The sequence below is a fragment of the Pseudomonas sp. PDM21 genome (assembly GCF_014852505.2).
GTDB lineage: Bacteria > Pseudomonadota > Gammaproteobacteria > Pseudomonadales > Pseudomonadaceae > Pseudomonas.
On the sequence record NZ_CM181223.1, the window covers coordinates 5,848,289 to 5,867,367 of the forward strand.

Below are 19,079 nucleotides of genomic sequence, written 5' to 3' on the forward strand. Positions count from 1 at the left end.
TGTTCCCGCCCCATTGACCATGGAAAACCAGTCGGTGGTACGCATCGGCTCCTACACACTGCCCAACAGACTGATCCTGGCCCCGATGGCCGGCGTCACCGATCGTCCGTTCCGCCAGCTTTGTCGCCGCCTCGGCGCCGGCATGGTGGTTTCGGAGATGGTCACCAGCGACGTCCGCCTGTGGAACAGCCGCAAGTCGCGCCTGCGCCTGCAGCACGACCACGAGGATCAACCGCGTTCGGTGCAGATCGCCGGCGGCGACCCGCAGATGCTCGCGGAAGCCGCACGGTGCAACGTGGAGCTCGGCGCCCAGATCATCGACATCAACATGGGCTGTCCGGCGAAGAAGGTTTGCAACAAGGCCGCGGGTTCCGCGCTGATGAAAGATGAACGGCTGGTGGCCGACATCCTCGAGGCGGTGGTCGCGGCGGTAGAGGTTCCCGTCACCCTGAAGATTCGCACCGGTTGGGACCGGTCGAACAAGAACGGTGTGACGGTGGCGCGGATCGCCGAGCAGTCGGGCATCCAGGCGCTGGCGGTACACGGCAGGACCCGTGCCGACCTCTACACCGGCGAAGCGGAGTACGAAACCATCGCGGCGATCAAGCAGGCGGTTTCGATTCCGGTCTTCGCCAATGGTGATATCGATTCACCGCGCAAGGCACGGCAGGTGTTCGAGCAGACGGGCGTGGATGCCCTGCTGATCGGCCGCGCCGCCCAGGGCAATCCCTGGATCTTCCGCGAGATCGATCATTACCTGAGCACCGGCGAGCTGTTGCCGGCGCCGAGTCTGCACGAGGTACAGAGCATCCTGCTCGAGCACCTCGCTGCATTGCATGCGTTTTATGGGGAGGAAATGGGTGTGCGAATTGCCCGCAAGCATGTGGGCTGGTACCTCGCAACCCTACCGGGAGCGGCGGAGTTCCGTTCCCAGTTCAATCGTTTGCAGGACACGGATGCACAGAGCGCCAGCGTCAGGCAGTTCTTCGCCGAGCGCCACAATAACGGAGAAGGGGTGGCCGCATGACAACGATGACCGAGACATTAGTGAGTGGAATGACACCCGTGAGCGACAACGCCAACCTTAAACAGCACCTGACCACTCCGACGCAGGAGGGCCAGACCCTCCGCGACAGCGTGGAAAAGGCACTGCACAACTATTTCGCCCATCTCGAAGGGCAGCCGGTCACGGACGTATACAACATGGTGCTTTGCGAAGTCGAAGCGCCGCTGCTGGAAACCGTCATGAACCACGTGAAGGGTAACCAGACCAAAGCCTCCGAACTGCTGGGGCTGAACCGCGGGACCCTGCGCAAGAAACTCAAGCAGTACGATCTTCTCTGACAGGTGGCAGGCGCGGGCCCGCGACCTCGAGGTCAGCCGGGCCGACGCCTGACACGCGAAAAGCCCGAAGCCTTTGTGGAAGCCGTTATGACCGACCAAACCACCCGCCTGCCCGTCCGCCGTGCGCTGATCAGCGTTTCCGACAAGACCGGCATCGTCGATTTCGCCCGTGAGCTGGCAGCCCTTGGCGTGGAGATTCTTTCCACCGGCGGCACCTACAAGCTGCTCAAGGACAACGCCATCGCCGCCGTGGAAGTGGCCGACTACACCGGCTTCCCGGAGATGATGGATGGCCGCGTGAAGACCCTGCATCCGAAGATCCACGGTGGCATCCTCGGACGTCGTGACCTCGACGGCGCAGTGATGGAAGAGCACGGCATCAAGCCGATCGACCTGGTGGCGGTCAACCTGTACCCGTTCGAAGCGACCGTGGCCAAGGCCGACTGCGACCTGCCGACCGCCATCGAGAACATCGACATCGGCGGCCCGACCATGGTCCGCAGCGCGGCGAAGAACCACAAGGACGTTGCCATCGTGGTCAACGCCGGTGACTACGCCAGCATCGTCGGTGCCCTGAAAGCCGGTGGCCTGACCTACGCCCAGCGCTTCGACCTGGCCCTGAAGGCCTTCGAGCACACTTCGGCCTACGACGGCATGATCGCCAACTACCTGGGCACCATCGACCAGGCGCGCGACACCCTGTCCACCGAAGACCGCGGCGCCTTCCCGCGCACCTTCAACAGCCAGTTCATCAAGGCGCAGGAAATGCGCTACGGCGAGAACCCGCACCAGAGCGCGGCCTTCTACGTCGAAGCGAAGAAGGGCGAGGCCAGCGTCTCCACCGCCATCCAGCTGCAGGGCAAGGAACTGTCGTTCAACAACGTGGCCGACACCGACGCCGCGCTGGAGTGCGTGAAGAGCTTCGTCAAGCCGGCCTGCGTCATCGTCAAGCACGCCAACCCGTGCGGCGTGGCCGTGGTACCGGAAAACGAAGGCGGCATCCGCAAGGCCTACGACCTGGCCTACGCCACCGACACCGAGTCGGCCTTCGGCGGCATCATCGCCTTCAACCGCGAGCTGGACGGCGAGACCGCCCAGGCCATCGTCGAGCGCCAGTTCGTCGAAGTCATCATCGCCCCGAAAATCTCCGAAGCCGCCCGTGCCGTGGTCGCTGCCAAGGCCAACGTGCGCCTGCTGGAGTGCGGCGAGTGGCCGGCCGAGCGTGCGCCGGGCTGGGACTTCAAGCGCGTCAACGGCGGCCTGCTGGTGCAGAGCCGCGACATCGGCATGATCACCGCCGATGACCTGAAGATCGTCACCCAGCGCGCCCCGAGCGAGCAGGAAATCCACGACCTGATCTTCGCCTGGAAAGTCGCCAAGTTCGTGAAATCCAACGCCATCGTCTACGCCAAGGCGCGCCAGACCGTCGGCGTCGGCGCCGGCCAGATGAGCCGCGTGAACTCCGCCCGCATCGCCGCCATCAAGGCCGAGCATGCCGGCCTGGAAGTGAAGGGGGCGGTCATGGCTTCCGACGCCTTCTTCCCGTTCCGCGACGGCATCGACAACGCTGCCAAGGCCGGTATCACCGCGGTGATCCAGCCGGGCGGCTCGATGCGCGACAATGAAGTGATCGCCGCCGCTGACGAAGCCGGCATTGCAATGGTCTTCACCGGCATGCGCCACTTTAGGCATTAACCGGGACGGCCGCACTGTAGCGGCCGTCTGCTGCGTTGCGGACGACTTCGCCAATGCTCATTGCCAATAGGCAACTCCGCTTGTCGAAGCCGTCCGCGCCTTGCATCCAGCCACTCCATTGCGCCCTCGCACAGGCTGGAAAAAAGCACTCGTAGGTTGGGTCGGGCGGCGCTCCGCGAGCGAAGTGATACCCAACAATCCGGCAAAGCCGGAACTGTTCAGGAGAACTCCAATGAACGTACTCATCATCGGCAGCGGCGGTCGCGAGCACGCGCTGGCCTGGAAGGTCGCGCAGGATTCGCGCGTGCAGAAGGTCTTCGTCGCGCCGGGCAACGCCGGCACCGCCACCGAAGCCAAGTGCGAGAACGTCGCCATCGACGTGCTGGCCCTGGAAGAACTGGCCGATTTCGCCGCGAAGAACGTGCAGCTGACCATCGTCGGCCCCGAGGCTCCGCTGGTCAAAGGCGTAGTGGACCTGTTCCGCTCGCGCGGCCTGGACATCTTCGGCCCCACCGCCGGCGCCGCCCAGCTGGAAGGCTCCAAGGCCTTCACCAAGGACTTCCTCGCACGCCACCAGATCCCCACTGCCGACTACCAGAACTTCACCGAAGTCGAGCCGGCGCTGGCCTATCTGAAAGAGAAAGGCGCGCCCATCGTGATCAAGGCTGACGGCCTGGCCGCGGGCAAGGGCGTGATCGTCGCCATGACCCTGGCCGAAGCCGAGGAAGCCGTGCGTGACATGCTCGCCGGCAACGCCTTCGGTGACGCCGGATCGCGCGTGGTGATCGAAGAGTTCCTCGACGGCGAGGAAGCCAGCTTCATCGTCATGGTCGACGGCCAGAACGTGCTGCCCATGGCCACCAGCCAGGACCACAAGCGCGTCGGCGACGGCGACACCGGCCCGAACACCGGCGGCATGGGTGCCTACTCCCCCGCTCCGGTGGTAACTGCCGACGTGCATAAGCGCGTGATGGACGAAGTGATCTACCCGACCGTGCGCGGCATGGCCGAGGAAGGCAACGTCTATACCGGCTTCCTCTACGCCGGCCTGATGATCGACAAGAGCGGCAAGCCCAAGGTCATCGAGTTCAACTGCCGCTTCGGCGACCCGGAAACCCAGCCGATCATGGTCCGCCTGGAATCGTCCCTGGTCCTGCTGGTCGAGGCCGCCCTGGCCAAGGCGCTGGACAAGGTCGAAGCCACCTGGGACCCGCGTCCCACCGTAGGCGTGGTGATCGCCGCCGGCGGCTACCCGGGCGACTACGCCAAGGGTGACGCTATCTTCGGCCTGGACGATGCCGCCCAGCTCGACGGCAAGGTCTTCCACGCCGGCACCGCGCTCAAGGACGGCCAGATCGTCACCGCCGGCGGCCGCGTACTGTGCGCCACCGCCATCGGCCCGACCGTCTCCTCGGCCCAGGAACAGGCTTACCGTCTGGCCGAGAAGGTCCGCTGGAACGGCAGCTTCTACCGCAAGGACATCGGTTATCGCGCCATCGCCCGCGAGCGCGGCGAGGGCTGATCCGACAGGTGGAGGCGTCCCCCGTCGGACGCCTCCTCCACACCGGTCCCGGCGTGCACGGGTGGATTACGGCCTTCAGCACACTTGGCTATAATCCGCCCACTCACTACCGAAGGGACTTCGCCGTGCGTCGGCTCTGGACTGCCACAGGACTCCTCGTCAGCTTGCTGCTGGCCGCTCTGGTCTGTCTTCCGACCTATGCGGCAAGCCAGGATCCCGGCTGGTCCCAGCTCCACGACAGTGACGCCCGCCTGCAGCTGCAGGACGTGATCTCCCCGCGCTACCGCACCCTCTTCAGCCCCCTCGACATCAGCGACTTGCACGCCCCCGCCGGCCCCGGCGCGACCTGGCTGCACTTCCGCCTGCCCGCCAACGACGAGCCCCAGCAACTGCGCCTGTTCGCGCCGAGCCTGGACAGCTTCGAGATGTTCATCCTCGATGGGCAGAAAGTCCTCGAACAGAAGAGCGCCGGCAACCTTTCCCCGGTGCAACGCCCCCTGCTCAACAGTGATCTGGTGATCCCCCTGCGCACCGCCGCCGAGCCGCTGGATCTCTACCTGCGCCTCGCCTCGACCCTGCCGCTGCGCCCGAACATCAGCATCGAGGCCGCCGGCCAGCCGAGCAACGACCAGCGCCCGCTGCACTTCGGCGTGCTGATCGGCTGCCTGGCCATGCTGCTGCTCTACAACCTCGTGCGCTTTGCCTACACCCGCGTCGCCAGCGGCCTGTGGCTGGCCGGCGTGCATGCGAGCCTGCTGCTGGCCTGCCTCAACCTGTTCGGCCTGCTCAGCCCCTGGTACGGCAACAACCAGTCGTTACAACCGATTATTGCGCTGGGCTGCCTGGTGGTGACGCTGATCTGCGGTCTTGGCTATACCGCCAGCTTCTTCCGTGACCTCACCCCGCGCCTGCCGCTCAAGCGCCTGCTGCTGGGTGGCACCGCCGGGCTGGTGGTGCTGTGCGTGGCGCTCAACCTGCTACTCGACCTGTCCATCAGCAGCCTGGTCTACGGGCTGATCACCCTGGTGACCCTGAGCATTCTCGGCGTGGCGGTCTACTACTGGATTCACGCTTACCGCCCGGCGCGCCTTTTCGCCATCGGCATGGGCCTCTTCGTGGTGGTCTGGTGCCTGAGCCTGCCATCGCTGCTTGGCTACGTGGCGACCCGGGCGGAATGGCTCGGCAGTGGCCTGCTCGGCCTCTCGGCAGTGGTCGGTTTCCTGCTCAGCCTGGCGCTCGCCGAGCGCCAGCGGAAAATCCAGAACGACCAGTTCGCCGCCAGCCGCCAGCGCGCCGCCAACGTCGCCGAGCTTAAGGCCAAGGGCGACTTCCTGGCCAAGATCAGCCACGAGATCCGCACCCCCATGAACGGCGTGCTGGGCATGACCGAACTCCTGCTCGGCACACCGCTCTCGGCCAAGCAGCGCGACTATGTGCAGACCATCCACAGCGCGGGCAACGAGCTGCTTTCGCTGATCAACGAGATCCTCGACATCTCCAAGCTGGAGTCCGGGCAGATCGAGCTGGACGAGGTGCAGTTCGACCTCGGCGCGCTGATCGAGGACTGCCTGGCGATCTTCCGCGCCAAGGCCGAGCAGCAGAAGGTCGAGCTGATCAGTTTCACCCAGCCGCAGGTGCCGCGCATCGTCAGCGGCGACCCGACGCGTTTGCGTCAAGCGGTGCTGAGCCTGCTGGACAACGCCTTCAAGCAGACCGACGAGGGCGAAATCCTCCTCGTCGTCGCCCTCGACGGCCCGGCCGAACGTCCGCGCCTGCGCATCGCCGTGCAGGACAGCGGCCGCCCGCTGGACAGCGCCGACCGCCAGGCCCTGCTCACCGCCGAACTGCACAGCCGCGACTTCCTCTCTGCCACCCGCATCAGCAGCCGCCTCGGCCTGATCATTGCGCGCCAGCTGATCCGCCTGATGTCCGGGGAATTTGGAATAGAGAGCGGTGACGGCGGCGGCGATTCGGGCAACCTGCTGTGGCTAAGCCTGCCGCTCGACCCGCAGCAGATCGACCAGGCCGGCGCCGACCTCGACAGCCCGCTGCAGGGCGCGCGCCTGCTGGTGGTGGACGACAACCAGACTTGCCGCAAGGTGGTGGTGCAGCAATGCAGCGCCTGGGGCATGAACGTCAGCGCGGTGTCTTCGGGCAAGGAAGCACTGGCCCAGCTGCGCACCAAGGCACACCTGCGCGAGTACTTCGACGTGGTCCTGCTGGACCAGGACATGCCTGGCATGACCGGCATGCAGCTGGCGACCAAGATCCAGGAAGACCCGAACCTCAACCACGACATCCTGCTGATCATGCTCACCGGTATCAGCAACGCGCCGAGCAAGATCATCGCGCGCAACGCCGGGATCAAGCGCATCCTCGCCAAGCCGGTGGCCGGCTACACGCTCAAGGCGACCCTCGCCGAGGAACTCTCCCGCCGCGGCCCGAGCGGCGTGAGCAACTACCTCTCGCCGGCCAGCGAGCCGGCTTCAAACGTGCCGCCCAGCGACTTCCGCATCCTCGTCGCCGAGGACAACAGCATCTCCACCAAGGTCATCCGCGGCATGCTGAGCAAGCTCAACCTGCAGCCCGATACCGCCAGCAACGGCGAGGAAGCCCTCGCCGCGATGAAGTCCACCCAGTACGACCTGGTGCTGATGGACTGCGAAATGCCGGTGCTCGACGGTTTCTCCGCCACCGAGCGCTTGCGCGCCTGGGAGGCCAGCGAACACCGACCGCACACCCCGGTGGTGGCGCTCACCGCGCACATCCTCAGCGAACACAAGGAGCGCGCGCGGCTGGTCGGCATGGACGGCCACATGGCCAAGCCGGTGGAGCTGTCACAGCTGCGCGAACTGGTGGCCTACTGGGTCGGCGAACGCGAGCGCCGCCTGCGCCAGCAGAGCGACGCGCTGCCGTCCTGATAGCTTTCCTTACCCCACCGGCGCGTTGTTTTTCTACATCGGACGTCCACCACCGAGCTACGTCCCTGGGTAGGAGCGGAGTCCGTCCGCGATAGATCCGCATCGCGCCGGAAGCTATCTCAGATAAATCCGCTCCTAACAGATACTCCTGTGCTCGGATCGGCCCTCACCCTAACCCTCTCCCAAAGGGAGAGGGGACTGTGCGGTGCAGGATGAATCCACAGCATCAGCCGGCACGATCTGCTCCCTCTCCCTGAGGGAGAGGGCTGGGGTGAGGGGGGAAAGCACAAACACGGGCTAGCGAGGAAAGACAGTTGCTCCAACGTAGCCCGCAGGGCTGAGCAGCATTTGCCCCGCCGCAATGCCTTCGGCAGCCCCAGCCGCTATGCTTTGCCCTGCCGCGCCCTCTCAATCCGGACGAGTCGTTCCCATGCAAGTGATGTTCAGCGTGTACCTGAAGATGCTGGTGCTCTATAGCCCCTTCTTCGTCCTGTCCTGCTTCATCAGCCTCAACCGCGGCTTCGCCCCGCGCGACCGCAAGCGCATGGCCTGGCGCGTGGCCCTGGCGGCACTGATCGCCAGCGTGTTGCTGTACCTGTTCGGGCGCTACATCTTCACCCTGTTCGGCATCACCGCCGACGCCTTCCGCATCGGCGCGGGCAGCGTGCTGTTCATCTCTGCGCTGGGGATGGCCCAGGGGCGCTCGGCGGTGCAGGCGGACAACGTGCAGCAGGACGTCACCATCGTCCCGCTGACCATCCCCATCACCGTCGGCCCCGGCACCATCGGTGCGCTGCTGGTGATGGGCGTGAACCAGGACTGGGAGCACAAGCTGCAGGCCCTGGCGGCGATCTTCCTCGCCTGCCTGACCGTCGGCGTCACGCTGTACCTCTCCGACAAGATCGAGAAGGTCCTCGGCGAGCAGGGCCTGATGATCGTCAGCCGCCTGATGGGGCTGTTCGTCTGCGCCCTCGCCGCGCAGATCATCATGACCGGCGTGCGCGGCTACTTCCTCCCGCAATGACGCGCTCCTTTGGGGAGCGCCGCGCACCAAAGAGCGTTCGGCGCACCAAAGCTGCGCACTGAAAAACCTCACCATTACGACAGAAAATCGCGTGCAGCCCATCTGCGCCAAGGCTTTTGCCTGTTTGGCACGGATGCTGCGATGGCAGCTTCGATCCCGCGCGGGATCGCCCCATTTCCGGGGAAGCTGCCGCACCGGCAACTCCCCGCCCCTGGATAGCCAAGGAGGCTGCCGCGATGAAACGTCGTCCGCTGTTGAAAAGTACGCTGGCCATGAGCGCCCTGCTGCTCACCGGTCTGTTCCCGTTCAGCTCCCAGGCCGCCGAGACCATCAAGGTCGGCATCCTGCATTCGCTGTCCGGCACCATGGCGATCTCCGAGACCTCGCTCAAGGACATGGCGCTGATGACCATCGACGAGATCAACGCCAAGGGCGGGGTGAACGGCAAGCAGCTCGAGGCGGTGGTGGTCGACCCGGCTTCGAACTGGCCGCTGTTCGCCGAGAAGGCGCGCCAGTTGCTGACCCAGGACAAGGTCGCGGTGGTCTTCGGCTGCTGGACCAGTGTGTCGCGCAAATCCGTGCTGCCGGTGTTCGAGGAGCTCAACGGCCTGCTGTTCTACCCGGTGCAGTACGAGGGTGAGGAAATGTCGCCCAACGTCTTCTACACCGGTGCTGCGCCGAACCAGCAGGCCATCCCGGCGGTGGAATACCTGATGAGCGAGGACGGCGGCGCCGCCAAGCGCTTCTTCCTGCTGGGCACCGACTACGTCTACCCGCGCACCACCAACAAGATCCTGCGCGCCTTCCTGCACAGCAAGGGCGTGGCCGACAAGGATATCCAGGAGGTCTACACGCCGTTCGGCCACAGCGACTATCAAACCATCGTCGCCGACATCAAGAAGTTCTCCGCCGGCGGCAAGACCGCGGTGATCTCCACCGTCAACGGCGACTCCAACGTGCCGTTCTACAAGGAGCTGGCCAACCAGGGCCTGGAAGCCACCGAAGTACCCGTGGTGGCCTTCTCCGTGGGCGAGGAAGAACTGCGCGGCATCGATACCAAGCCGCTGGTGGGCAACCTTGCCGCGTGGAACTACTTCGAATCGGTGAAGAATCCGGAGAACAGCAAGTTCGTCGCTGACTGGAAGGCCTACGCCAAGGCCAAGAACCTGCCCAACTACAGCACTGCGGTGACCAACGACCCGATGGAGGCCACCTACGTCGGCATCCACATGTGGGCGCAGGCCGCGCAGAAAGCCGGCAGCACTGATGTCGACAAGGTCCGCGAGGCCATGGGCGGGCAGACCTTCAAGGCGCCGTCGGGCTTCACCCTGACCATGGACAAGACCAACCATCACCTGCACAAGCCGGTGATGATCGGCGAGATCGAGGACAACGGTCAGTTCAACGTGGTCTGGAAGACCCCCGAGCCGATCCGCGCCCAGCCGTGGAGCCCGTTCATTCCGGGCAACGACAAGAAGCCGGATTACGCGGTGCGCAGTAACTGAGTACCCGTCTGTAAAGCCCCTCTCCCCAGCCCTCTCCCTGAAGGGAGAGGGAGCCGTTCGGCGCGTAGCCGATGGCACGGCGCAATCGACCACTCCCGAGGTCGGCTGAACGTCCCCTCTCCCTTCAGGGAGAGGGGCAGGGAGAGGGCAAACCGCCCCACACGGCTGCCCAGGGAACTCCGAAGATGCCCACTGCCTTGCTCCACCTGCTCCGCCTCTGCGCCATGACGCTAGTCGCGCTGCTACCGCAGCTCGCCGTCGCCGGCCCCGCGCAGGACTTCGCCAGCGCCGACAACGACGCCCGCGCCAGACTGCTCGAACAATGGGCCGCCGCGCCCGACGCCGACCGCCTGCCGTTGCTGGAAGCTATCCAGTCCGGCCGCCTCGCCGTCGATGCGCAGGGCCGTGCCTTCCTCCTCGGTGACGCAGGGCAATACCAGCCCGCGGATGGCGGCGCCGCGCCGGTCGGCGAGCCCGACAAGCTGCGCCTGAACAACCGCCTGCGCGGCCTGGTGAACACCGCCATGGCCAGCCACCAGCTGGTCGCCGACAGCGTCGACGTGCGTCTTGAAGCCGCCCGCCAGCTGCAGAAGAGCGCCCGCCCGGCGCAACGCACGCTGCTGGAATATCGCCTCAACGAAGAATCCAACGACGGCGTAAAAGCCGCCCTGCAACTGGCCCTGGCCAACCTGCAGCTGGCCGACCCGGCTCCGGCGGTGCGCCTCTCCGCCGTGCGCCTGCTGGGCGAGTCCGGCGACCCGCAGGCACGCACTCGCCTGGAGAATCTGCTCGATCCCGCCGTCGAACCCGACGATTCGGTACGCACCGCCGCCGCCACCAGCCTCGGCCAGGTCAAGCGCCGGCTGCTGATGGGCGACCTGCTCGGCCAGGCCTTCAGCGGCCTGTCGCTGGGCTCGATCCTGCTGCTCGCCGCCCTGGGCCTGGCCATCACCTACGGCCTGCTCGGGGTGATCAACATGGCCCACGGCGAAATGCTGATGCTCGGCGCCTACTCCACCTACGTGGTGCAGTTGCTCTGCCAGCGTTATGCGCCCGGCGTACTGGAGCTTTACCCGCTGCTCGCGCTACCGGTGGCCTTCCTGGTCACCGCGTGCATCGGCATGGCGCTGGAGCGTACGGTGATCCGTCATCTCTACGGCCGCCCGCTGGAAACCCTGCTCGCTACCTGGGGCATCAGCCTGGTGCTGATCCAACTGGTGCGCGTGCTGTTCGGCGCGCAGAACGTCGAGGTGGCCAACCCGGCCTGGCTGTCCGGCGGCATCCAGGTGCTGCCCAACCTCGTGCTGCCGTGGAACCGCATCGTCATCATCGGCTTCGCGCTGTTCGTGCTGGCACTCACCTGGCTGCTGCTCAACCGTACACGGCTGGGCCTGAACGTCCGCGCCGTCACCCAGAACCGCAACATGGCCGCCTGCTGCGGCGTGCCCACCGGCCGCGTGGACATGCTCGCCTTCGGCCTCGGCTCGGGCATCGCAGGCCTCGGTGGCGTGGCGCTGTCGCAGGTCGGCAACGTCGGCCCGGACCTGGGCCAGAGCTACATCATCGACTCCTTCCTGGTGGTGGTACTCGGCGGTGTCGGCCAGCTCGCCGGCAGCGTCTTCGCCGCCTTCGGCCTGGGCGTGGCGAACAAGATCCTCGAACCGCAGATCGGCGCCGTGCTGGGCAAGATCCTGATCCTCGCGCTGATCATCCTGTTCATCCAGAAACGTCCGCAGGGGCTCTTCGCTCTGAAAGGGAGGGTCATCGATTGAACCAGCCACTCACCGTGACGGCCGCGCAGAAGGCCGGCCCGAAACTCACCGCCGGACTCGTCGGCGCCGCCCTCGTCGCGCTGCTGATCCTGCCGCTGCTGCACCTGCTGCCGGAGAGCCACGCGCTGCACCTTTCCGCCTACGGCCTGACGCTCACCGGCAAGATCCTCTGCTACGCCATCGTCGCGCTGGCACTGGACCTGGTCTGGGGCTACGCCGGCCTGCTGTCGCTGGGTCACGGGCTGTTCTTCGCCCTCGGCGGCTACGCCATGGGCATGTACCTGATGCGCGAGGCGGCCGGCGACCAGTTGCCTGCGTTCATGACCTTTCTCTCCTGGACGGAGCTGCCCTGGTACTGGGCCGGCACCCAACACTTCCTCTGGGCCCTGTGCCTGATGGTGCTGGCGCCCGGCCTGCTGGCGCTGGTGTTCGGCTTCTTCGCCTTCCGCTCGCGGATCAAGGGCGTGTACTTCTCGATCATGACCCAGGCGCTGACCTTCGCCGGCATGCTGCTGTTCTTCCGCAACGAGACGGGCTTCGGCGGCAACAACGGCTTCACCAACTTCCGCAGCATCCTCGGCTTCTCCATCACCGCGCCGGGCACCCGCGCGGCGCTGTTCATCGCCATCGTCCTGCTGCTGGCGGCGAGCCTGGCCATTGGCTTCGCCCTGGCGCGCAGCAAGTTCGGCCGGGTGCTCACCGCCTTGCGCGATGCCGAGAACCGCCTGATGTTCTGCGGCTACGACCCGCGCGGCTACAAGCTCTTCGTCTGGACCCTGAGCGCCGTGCTCTGCGGTCTCGCCGGTGCGCTGTTCGTGCCGCTGGTCGGCATCATCAATCCCAGTGAAATGTCGCCGACCAACTCCATCGAGGCCGCCGTCTGGGTCGCCCTCGGCGGGCGCGGCACGCTGATCGGCCCGCTGCTCGGCGCAGGCGTGGTGAACGGCGCGAAGAGCTGGTTCACGGTGGCCTTCCCCGAGTACTGGCTGTTCTTCCTCGGCGCGCTGTTCATCATCGTCACCCTGTACCTGCCGCGCGGCATCCTCGGCCTGATCAAGCGGGAGAAAGAGCAATGAGAGCGGTCCCCCACCTGATGCTGGAACCGGCCTACGATCCCAACCGCGACCCGGGCGCGAGCCGCGATGCCATCGGCATCGGCTCGAGCGCCAGCGGCCAGCTGGACGTGCGCCACGGCACCATCCTCACCCTGGAAGACATCAATGTCAGCTTCGATGGCTTCCGCGCCCTGCGCGACCTCACGCTGTACATCGGCGTCGGCGAACTGCGCTGCATCATCGGCCCCAACGGCGCGGGCAAGACCACGCTGATGGACGTGATCACCGGCAAGACCCGTCCGGACAACGGCAAGGCCTACTTCGGCGAAACCCTCGACCTCACCCGCATGAGCGAGGTGGAGATCGCCCAGGCCGGCATCGGTCGCAAGTTCCAGAAGCCCACGGTGTTCGAGGCGCTCTCGGTGTTCGAGAACCTGGAGCTCGCGCAGAAGACCGACAAGTCGGTGTGGGCCAGCCTGCGGGCGAAGCTCTCCGGCGAGCAGAAGGACCGCATCGAGCAAGTGCTCACCACCATCCGCCTGCACGAGTCGCGCAACCGCCCCGCCGGGCTGCTCTCCCACGGGCAGAAGCAGTTCCTGGAGATCGGCATGCTGCTGGTGCAGGAGCCGCAACTGTTGCTGCTGGACGAGCCGGTGGCCGGCATGACCGACGCCGAGACCGAGTTCACCGCCGAGCTGTTCAAGTCCCTTGCCGGCCAGCATTCGCTGATGGTGGTGGAGCACGACATGGGCTTCGTCGGCAGCATCGCCGACCACGTCAGCGTGCTGCACCAGGGGCACGTACTGGCCGAGGGTTCGCTGGAGGACGTGCAGGCGAACGAGCAGGTTATCGAGGTTTATCTGGGGCGTTAGAACGATGGCGGATGAAGCGTTCCGCTTCATTCGCCCTACGCCAGAGCCAACCGTAGGGCGCATAACGCGCAGCGTTATCCGCCGCAGCCCGATTCCAAGGAACACGCCATGCTGCAAGTCGACAAACTGCACCAGTACTACGGCGGCAGCCACATCCTGCGTGGCCTGTCGTTCGACGCGAAGATCGGCGAGGTCACCTGCCTGCTCGGGCGCAACGGCGTGGGCAAGACCACGCTGCTGCGCTGCCTGATGGGCCTGGTGCCGGCCAAGGACGGCAAGGTCAGCTGGGAGGGCAAGCCGATCACCGGTTTCAAGCCGCACCAGCGCGTGCATGCCGGCATCGCCTACGTGCCACAGGGGCGGGAAATCTTTCCGCGCCTGACGGTGGAGGAAAACCTGCTGATGGGCCTGTCGCGCTTCAGCGCCGGCGAAGCCAAGGCCGTGCCCGAGTTCATCTACGAGTTGTTCCCGGTGCTGCGGGAGATGAAGCAGCGTCGCGGCGGCGATCTTTCCGGCGGCCAGCAGCAACAGCTCGCCATCGGCCGCGCGCTGGCCAGCCGGCCGCGCCTGCTGATCCTCGACGAGCCCACCGAAGGCATCCAGCCCTCGGTGATCAAGGAGATCGGCGCGGTGATCCGCAAGCTCGCCGAACGGGGCGACATGGCCATCCTGCTGGTGGAGCAGTTCTACGATTTCGCCGCCGAACTGGCCGATCAGTACCTGGTGATGTCCCGTGGCGAGATCGTCCAGCAGGGCCGTGGCGCAGACATGGAAAGCGACGGCGTACGCGGGCTGGTGACCATCTGAGACGACCTGTCACTGGCGGATGACGGCGGCGGGTGGCAAGCTGCCAGGCCCCGTATCCGTTTTTCCTGGAGCCTGCCATGCCGATCACCCTGCGCCCCGCCGTCAACGACGACGCCGGATTCGCCGCGGTCTGCGTGGCGGCGGCCTACGCCCAGTGGATTCCCAAGCTGGGCCGCAAGCCAGGGCCGATGCTCGACGACTACCACGCGGTGATCGCCGAGGACCGCGTGCTGATCGCCGAACAGGACGGCGCACCGGTCGGCCTGCTGGTGATGCGCGAGACCGACGAGGGCTTCCTGCTCGACAACATCGCCGTGCTGCCTGAGTGCGCGGGGCAAGGCATCGGCCGCGAACTGCTGGTGCATGCCGAAGAGGCCGCCGTGCAACTGGGCTACCAGTCGCTGTACCTCTACACCAACGAGCGCATGGTGGAGAACATCGAGCTGTACGCGAAGAACGGCTACCAGGAATACGCGCGCCGGCTGGAGAACGGCTTCCGCCGCGTGTACATGCGCAAGCAGCTGGGCTGAGCGACCCCACGACCTGGCGGTCCTGCAGGAAAACTCCGCACCAATGCGGTGCGCCTAACCCCTCAATGCACCGCAACCGCGCCCATACCTGACCGATCGGACAATCGCCTCGACCTTCGTCGAACCCGCGTCGACGCTGTCTTTCCGCACGTCTGAAGTGCGCGACGCACTATCCTGGCGCATCCCGGCACGCTGATTGCTCTGTCCTGAGCATCCCTGGTTTCGCAGCTGCCCATGAACGCACCAGCCACCCTCTTTCACCCCGCCTGGCATGCCGAGCTTGAGCTGGCCTACGCCCGCATCGGCGACGGCACGCGGCCGGTCACCCGGCGTCACCTCGGGCCGCTGCGGGTGCAGAAGCACCTGTACGCGGAAGGGCCGCAGGTCTGCCAGCACATCGTCGTGCACCCGCCCGGCGGCATCGCCGGAGGCGATACGCTGAACCTCGATATCCACACCGGCCAGGACAGCTGGGCGCAGCTCACCAGCCCCGGCGCGGCCAAGTGGTACCGCGCCGGCTGCCCGGCGAAGCAGCAGCTGGACATCCGCGTCGCTTCCGGCGCCACGCTGGAATGGCTGCCGCAGGAAACCATCGTCTACTCCGGCGCCCAGACCGAGCTGGCCACCCGCATCGACCTCGAAGCGGACGCCCGGCTGTTCTACTGGGACGTCGTCGCTCTCGGCCGCCCCGCCAGTGGCGAACGCTTCGAAAGTGGCCATTTCACCGCAGCCCTGGATATCTGCCGCGACGGCCAGCGCCTGTGGCATGAACGCCAGCGCGTGACCGGCAACGACCGCCTGCTCGACTCGCCCATCGGTCTGGCCGGCCACCCGGTGATGGCGACGCTGATCGCCAGCGGGCAGATCGACGCCGAACTGCTCGAAGCCTGCCGCGCCATCCCCTGCCTGGGCCGCGGCAACCTCACCCAACTGCCCGGCCTGGTGGTCGCCCGCAGCCTCGCCCATGAGGCGCTGCACGCCCGCGCCTGGCTCATCGAACTCTGGCGCCGGCTGCGGCCCGCGCTGCTCGGCCGCGAGGCCGTTCCTCCCCGAATCTGGAGCACCTGACATGGACCTGACTCCCCGCGAGAAGGACAAGCTGCTGATCTTCACCGCCGGCCTGGTCGCCGAGCGCCGCCTCGCCCGTGGTGTAAAACTCAACTACCCGGAGGCCGTGGCGCTGATCTCCGCCGCGCTGCTCGAAGGCGCGCGGGATGGCCAGACGGTCGCCGACCTGATGCACTACGGCACCACGCTGCTGACCCGTGAACAGGTGATGGAAGGCGTGCCGGAAATGATCCCGGAGATCCAGGTGGAAGCCACCTTCCCGGACGGCACCAAGCTGGTCACCGTGCACCAGCCCATCGCCTGATCGCACAGCGGTGCAAAGACAATGGCAAATGAAGCGTACCGCTTCATTTGCCCGACGAACCTGAGGAACCGACATGCTCATCCGCGACGCCAGCCAAGCCGACCTCGGCAGTCTGCGCGACATCTACAACGACGCCGTGCTCAACACCACCGCCATCTGGAACGAGGTCGCCATCGACCTGGAGAACCGCCGCGCCTGGCTGGAAATGCGCGCGCAGCAAGGCTTCCCGGTACTGGTGGCCGATGACGGCGGCGAAGTGGTGGGCTACGCCAGCTACGGCCCGTGGCGCGCCTTCGACGGCTTCCGCGAGACGGTCGAACACTCGGTCTACGTGCGTGCCGACCAGCGCGGCAAGGGCCTCGGCCCGCTGCTGATGCAGGCGCTGATCGAGCGCGCCCGCGCCCAGGGCCTGCACGTGATGGTCGCGGCCATCGAGAGCGGCAACATCGCGTCGATCCGTCTGCACGAACGCCTGGGTTTCATCACCAGCGGGCAGATGCCGCAGGTGGGCCAGAAGTTCGGCCGCTGGCTCGACCTGACCTTCATGCAACTGATCCTCGACCCACGGAGCTCCCCATGATCCCTGGCGAATACGACATCCTGCCCGGCGAGATCGAACTCAACGCTGGCCGCCGCACCCTCGCCCTGACGGTGGCCAACAGCGGCGACCGGCCGGTCCAGGTCGGCTCGCACTACCACTTCTTCGAGACCAACGACGCGCTGCTGTTCGACCGCGACGCGGCGCGCGGCATGCGCCTGAACATCCCGGCGGGTACCGCCGTGCGCTTCGAGCCGGGGCAGAGCCGCGAAGTGGAGCTGGTCGAGCTGGCCGGCGAGCGCAAGGTTTACGGATTCGCCGGACGGGTGATGGGCAGCCTCTGAGCGCCCGCAGGACAACAGCCAAGGAGCGCTGGATGAAGATCAGCAGACAAGCCTACGCCGACATGTTCGGCCCCACCGTCGGCGACCGCGTGCGACTGGCCGATACCGGCCTGTGGATCGAGGTGGAGCAGGACTTCACCGTCTACGGCGAGGAAGTGAAGTTCGGCGGCGGCAAGGTCATCCGCGACGGCATGGGCCAGAGCCAGCTGTGCGCCGCACAGATCGTCGACACGGTGATCACCAACGCGCTGATCCTCGACCACTGGGGCATCGTCAAGGCCGACGTTGGCCTCAAGCATGGGCGCATCGCCGCCATCGGCAAGGCCGGCAACCCGGACATCCAGCCCGGCGTGACCATCGCCCTGGGCGCCAGCACCGAAGTGATCGCCGGCGAAGGCATGATCCTCACCGCCGGTGGCATCGATACGCACATCCACTTCATCTGCCCGCAGCAGATCGAAGAGGCGCTGATGAGCGGAGTCACCACCATGATCGGCGGCGGCACCGGCCCGGCCACCGGCACCAACGCCACTACCTGCACCTCCGGTCCCTGGCACATGGCGCGCATGCTCCAGGCCGCGGATGCCTTCCCGATGAACATCGGCTTTACCGGCAAGGGCAACGCCAGCCTGCCGCTGCCGCTGGAGGAACAGGTGCGCGCCGGCGCCATCGGCCTGAAGCTGCACGAGGACTGGGGCACCACCCCGGCGGCCATCGACAACTGCCTGACCGTGGCCGATCGCCTCGACGTGCAGGTGGCGATCCACACCGACACCCTCAACGAATCCGGCTTCGTCGAAACCACCCTCGCCGCGTTCAAGGGCCGCACCATCCACACCTACCACACCGAAGGCGCCGGTGGCGGCCACGCGCCGGACATCATCAAGGCCTGCGGCTTCGCCAACGTGCTGCCCAGCTCGACCAACCCGACCCGGCCCTTCACCCGCAACACCATCGACGAACACCTGGACATGCTCATGGTCTGCCATCACCTGGACCCGAGCATCGCCGAGGACGTGGCCTTCGCCGAATCGCGCATCCGCCGCGAGACCATCGCTGCCGAGGACATCCTCCACGACCTTGGTGCCTTCAGCATGATCAGCTCCGACAGCCAGGCCATGGGCCGCGTCGGCGAAGTGATCACGCGCACCTGGCAGACCGCCGACAAGATGAAAAAACAGCGCGGCGCACTGGACGGCGACGGCGCGCGCAACGACAACTTCCGCGCGAAACGCTACATCGCCAAGTACACCATCAACCCGGCAATCACCCATGGCGTGGCCCATGAAGTGGGCAGCATCGAAGTGGGCAAGCTGGCTGACCTGGTGCTCTGGCGCCCGGCGTTCTTCGGCGTGAAGCCAAGTCTGATCCTCAAGGGTGGCGCCATCGCCGCGAGCCTGATGGGCGACGCCAACGCGTCGATTCCGACGCCGCAGCCGGTGCACTACCGACCGATGTTCGCGAGCTTCGGCGGCAGCCGCCACGCCACCTGCCTGACCTTTCTCAGCCAGGCCGCGTTCGACCTCGGCGTGCACCACGAACTGGGCCTGCGCAAGGCCATCGGCGTGGTGAAGGGCTGCCGCAGCGTGCAGAAGACCGACCTGATCCACAACGCCTACCTGCCGCACATCGAGGTCGATGCGCAGAACTACCAGGTGCGCGCGGACGGTCAGTTGCTGTGGTGCGAACCGGCCAACGTGCTACCGATGGCGCAGCGGTACTTCCTCTTCTGAAGAGCGCCCCTCGTGAGACGCGACGCATTGCCGGCTTCCGTTGCC

17 protein-coding genes are annotated in these 19,079 nt (G+C 66.3%); all 17 read left to right on the forward strand.

The window, feature by feature from the left end:
- Window positions 1-19: 19 nt before the first annotated feature.
- The 17 genes from dusB to ureC all read left to right on the forward strand — a co-directional run bounded on the left by dusB (window position 20) and on the right by ureC (window position 19,034).
- The gene (gene dusB, locus IB275_RS27050) at window positions 20-1,027 is read left to right on the forward strand and encodes a tRNA dihydrouridine synthase DusB (protein ID WP_081515606.1); all 1,008 of its coding nucleotides are present in this window, start codon (window positions 20-22) and stop codon (window positions 1,025-1,027) included.
- On the forward strand, window positions 1,024-1,344 hold the full coding sequence (gene fis, locus IB275_RS27055; RefSeq protein WP_024766365.1) for a DNA-binding transcriptional regulator Fis: 321 nt from the start codon (window positions 1,024-1,026) through the stop codon (window positions 1,342-1,344). The genes dusB and fis overlap by 4 nt, the downstream gene beginning before the upstream one ends.
- An 87-nt stretch (window positions 1,345-1,431) precedes the next feature.
- Window positions 1,432-3,039, forward strand: a complete 1,608-nt coding sequence (gene purH / locus IB275_RS27060) for a bifunctional phosphoribosylaminoimidazolecarboxamide formyltransferase/IMP cyclohydrolase (RefSeq protein ID WP_192292858.1) — start codon at window positions 1,432-1,434, stop codon at window positions 3,037-3,039.
- 232 nt (window positions 3,040-3,271) lie between these two features.
- Window positions 3,272-4,561, forward strand: coding sequence for a phosphoribosylamine--glycine ligase (purD, locus tag IB275_RS27065; protein ID WP_192292860.1), 1,290 nt, complete (start codon window positions 3,272-3,274; stop codon window positions 4,559-4,561).
- 125 nt (window positions 4,562-4,686) lie between these two features.
- A complete protein-coding gene (locus IB275_RS27070) occupies window positions 4,687-7,482 on the forward strand; it encodes a hybrid sensor histidine kinase/response regulator (protein WP_192292862.1) in 2,796 nt (931 codons plus the stop codon).
- 430 nt (window positions 7,483-7,912) lie between these two features.
- Window positions 7,913-8,506 carry a MarC family protein gene (locus IB275_RS27075; RefSeq protein WP_192292864.1) on the forward strand — a complete coding sequence of 198 codons (594 nt, stop codon included), beginning with the start codon at window positions 7,913-7,915 and terminating at the stop codon, window positions 8,504-8,506.
- Between the two features lie 236 nt (window positions 8,507-8,742).
- Window positions 8,743-10,011: an urea ABC transporter substrate-binding protein gene (gene urtA, locus IB275_RS27080; RefSeq protein ID WP_138214103.1), complete on the forward strand. Its 1,269-nt coding sequence runs from the start codon at window positions 8,743-8,745 to the stop codon at window positions 10,009-10,011.
- Between the two features lie 185 nt (window positions 10,012-10,196).
- Complete coding sequence (urtB, locus tag IB275_RS27085; protein ID WP_192292866.1) at window positions 10,197-11,783, forward strand: urea ABC transporter permease subunit UrtB; 1,587 nt, start codon at window positions 10,197-10,199, stop codon at window positions 11,781-11,783.
- Complete coding sequence (gene urtC / locus IB275_RS27090) at window positions 11,780-12,859, forward strand: urea ABC transporter permease subunit UrtC (RefSeq protein WP_192292868.1); 1,080 nt, start codon at window positions 11,780-11,782, stop codon at window positions 12,857-12,859. The genes urtB and urtC overlap by 4 nt, the downstream gene beginning before the upstream one ends.
- Complete coding sequence (gene urtD / locus IB275_RS27095; protein ID WP_192292870.1) at window positions 12,856-13,710, forward strand: urea ABC transporter ATP-binding protein UrtD; 855 nt, start codon at window positions 12,856-12,858, stop codon at window positions 13,708-13,710. The genes urtC and urtD overlap by 4 nt, the downstream gene beginning before the upstream one ends.
- A gap of 108 nt (window positions 13,711-13,818) precedes the next feature.
- Window positions 13,819-14,517, forward strand: a complete 699-nt coding sequence (urtE, locus tag IB275_RS27100) for an urea ABC transporter ATP-binding subunit UrtE (RefSeq protein ID WP_138214099.1) — start codon at window positions 13,819-13,821, stop codon at window positions 14,515-14,517.
- Between the two features lie 77 nt (window positions 14,518-14,594).
- Window positions 14,595-15,047: a GNAT family N-acetyltransferase gene (locus IB275_RS27105; protein ID WP_138214098.1), complete on the forward strand. Its 453-nt coding sequence runs from the start codon at window positions 14,595-14,597 to the stop codon at window positions 15,045-15,047.
- 234 nt (window positions 15,048-15,281) lie between these two features.
- Entirely contained in the window at window positions 15,282-16,115 is an 834-nt protein-coding gene (locus IB275_RS27110; RefSeq protein WP_192292872.1) for an urease accessory protein UreD, read from the forward strand.
- 1 nt (window position 16,116) lies between these two features.
- Window positions 16,117-16,419 carry an urease subunit gamma gene (locus IB275_RS27115; protein ID WP_192292874.1) on the forward strand — a complete coding sequence of 101 codons (303 nt, stop codon included), beginning with the start codon at window positions 16,117-16,119 and terminating at the stop codon, window positions 16,417-16,419.
- Between the two features lie 73 nt (window positions 16,420-16,492).
- The gene (locus IB275_RS27120; RefSeq protein WP_192292876.1) at window positions 16,493-16,999 is read left to right on the forward strand and encodes a GNAT family N-acetyltransferase; all 507 of its coding nucleotides are present in this window, start codon (window positions 16,493-16,495) and stop codon (window positions 16,997-16,999) included.
- Window positions 16,996-17,301 (forward strand): urease subunit beta, encoded by a 306-nt coding sequence (locus tag IB275_RS27125; RefSeq protein ID WP_192292878.1) that lies wholly within the window; start codon window positions 16,996-16,998, stop codon window positions 17,299-17,301. The genes IB275_RS27120 and IB275_RS27125 overlap by 4 nt, the downstream gene beginning before the upstream one ends.
- 32 nt (window positions 17,302-17,333) lie before the next feature.
- Window positions 17,334-19,034 carry an urease subunit alpha gene (gene ureC, locus IB275_RS27130; protein WP_192292880.1) on the forward strand — a complete coding sequence of 567 codons (1,701 nt, stop codon included), beginning with the start codon at window positions 17,334-17,336 and terminating at the stop codon, window positions 19,032-19,034.
- Window positions 19,035-19,079: the final 45 nt, after the last annotated feature.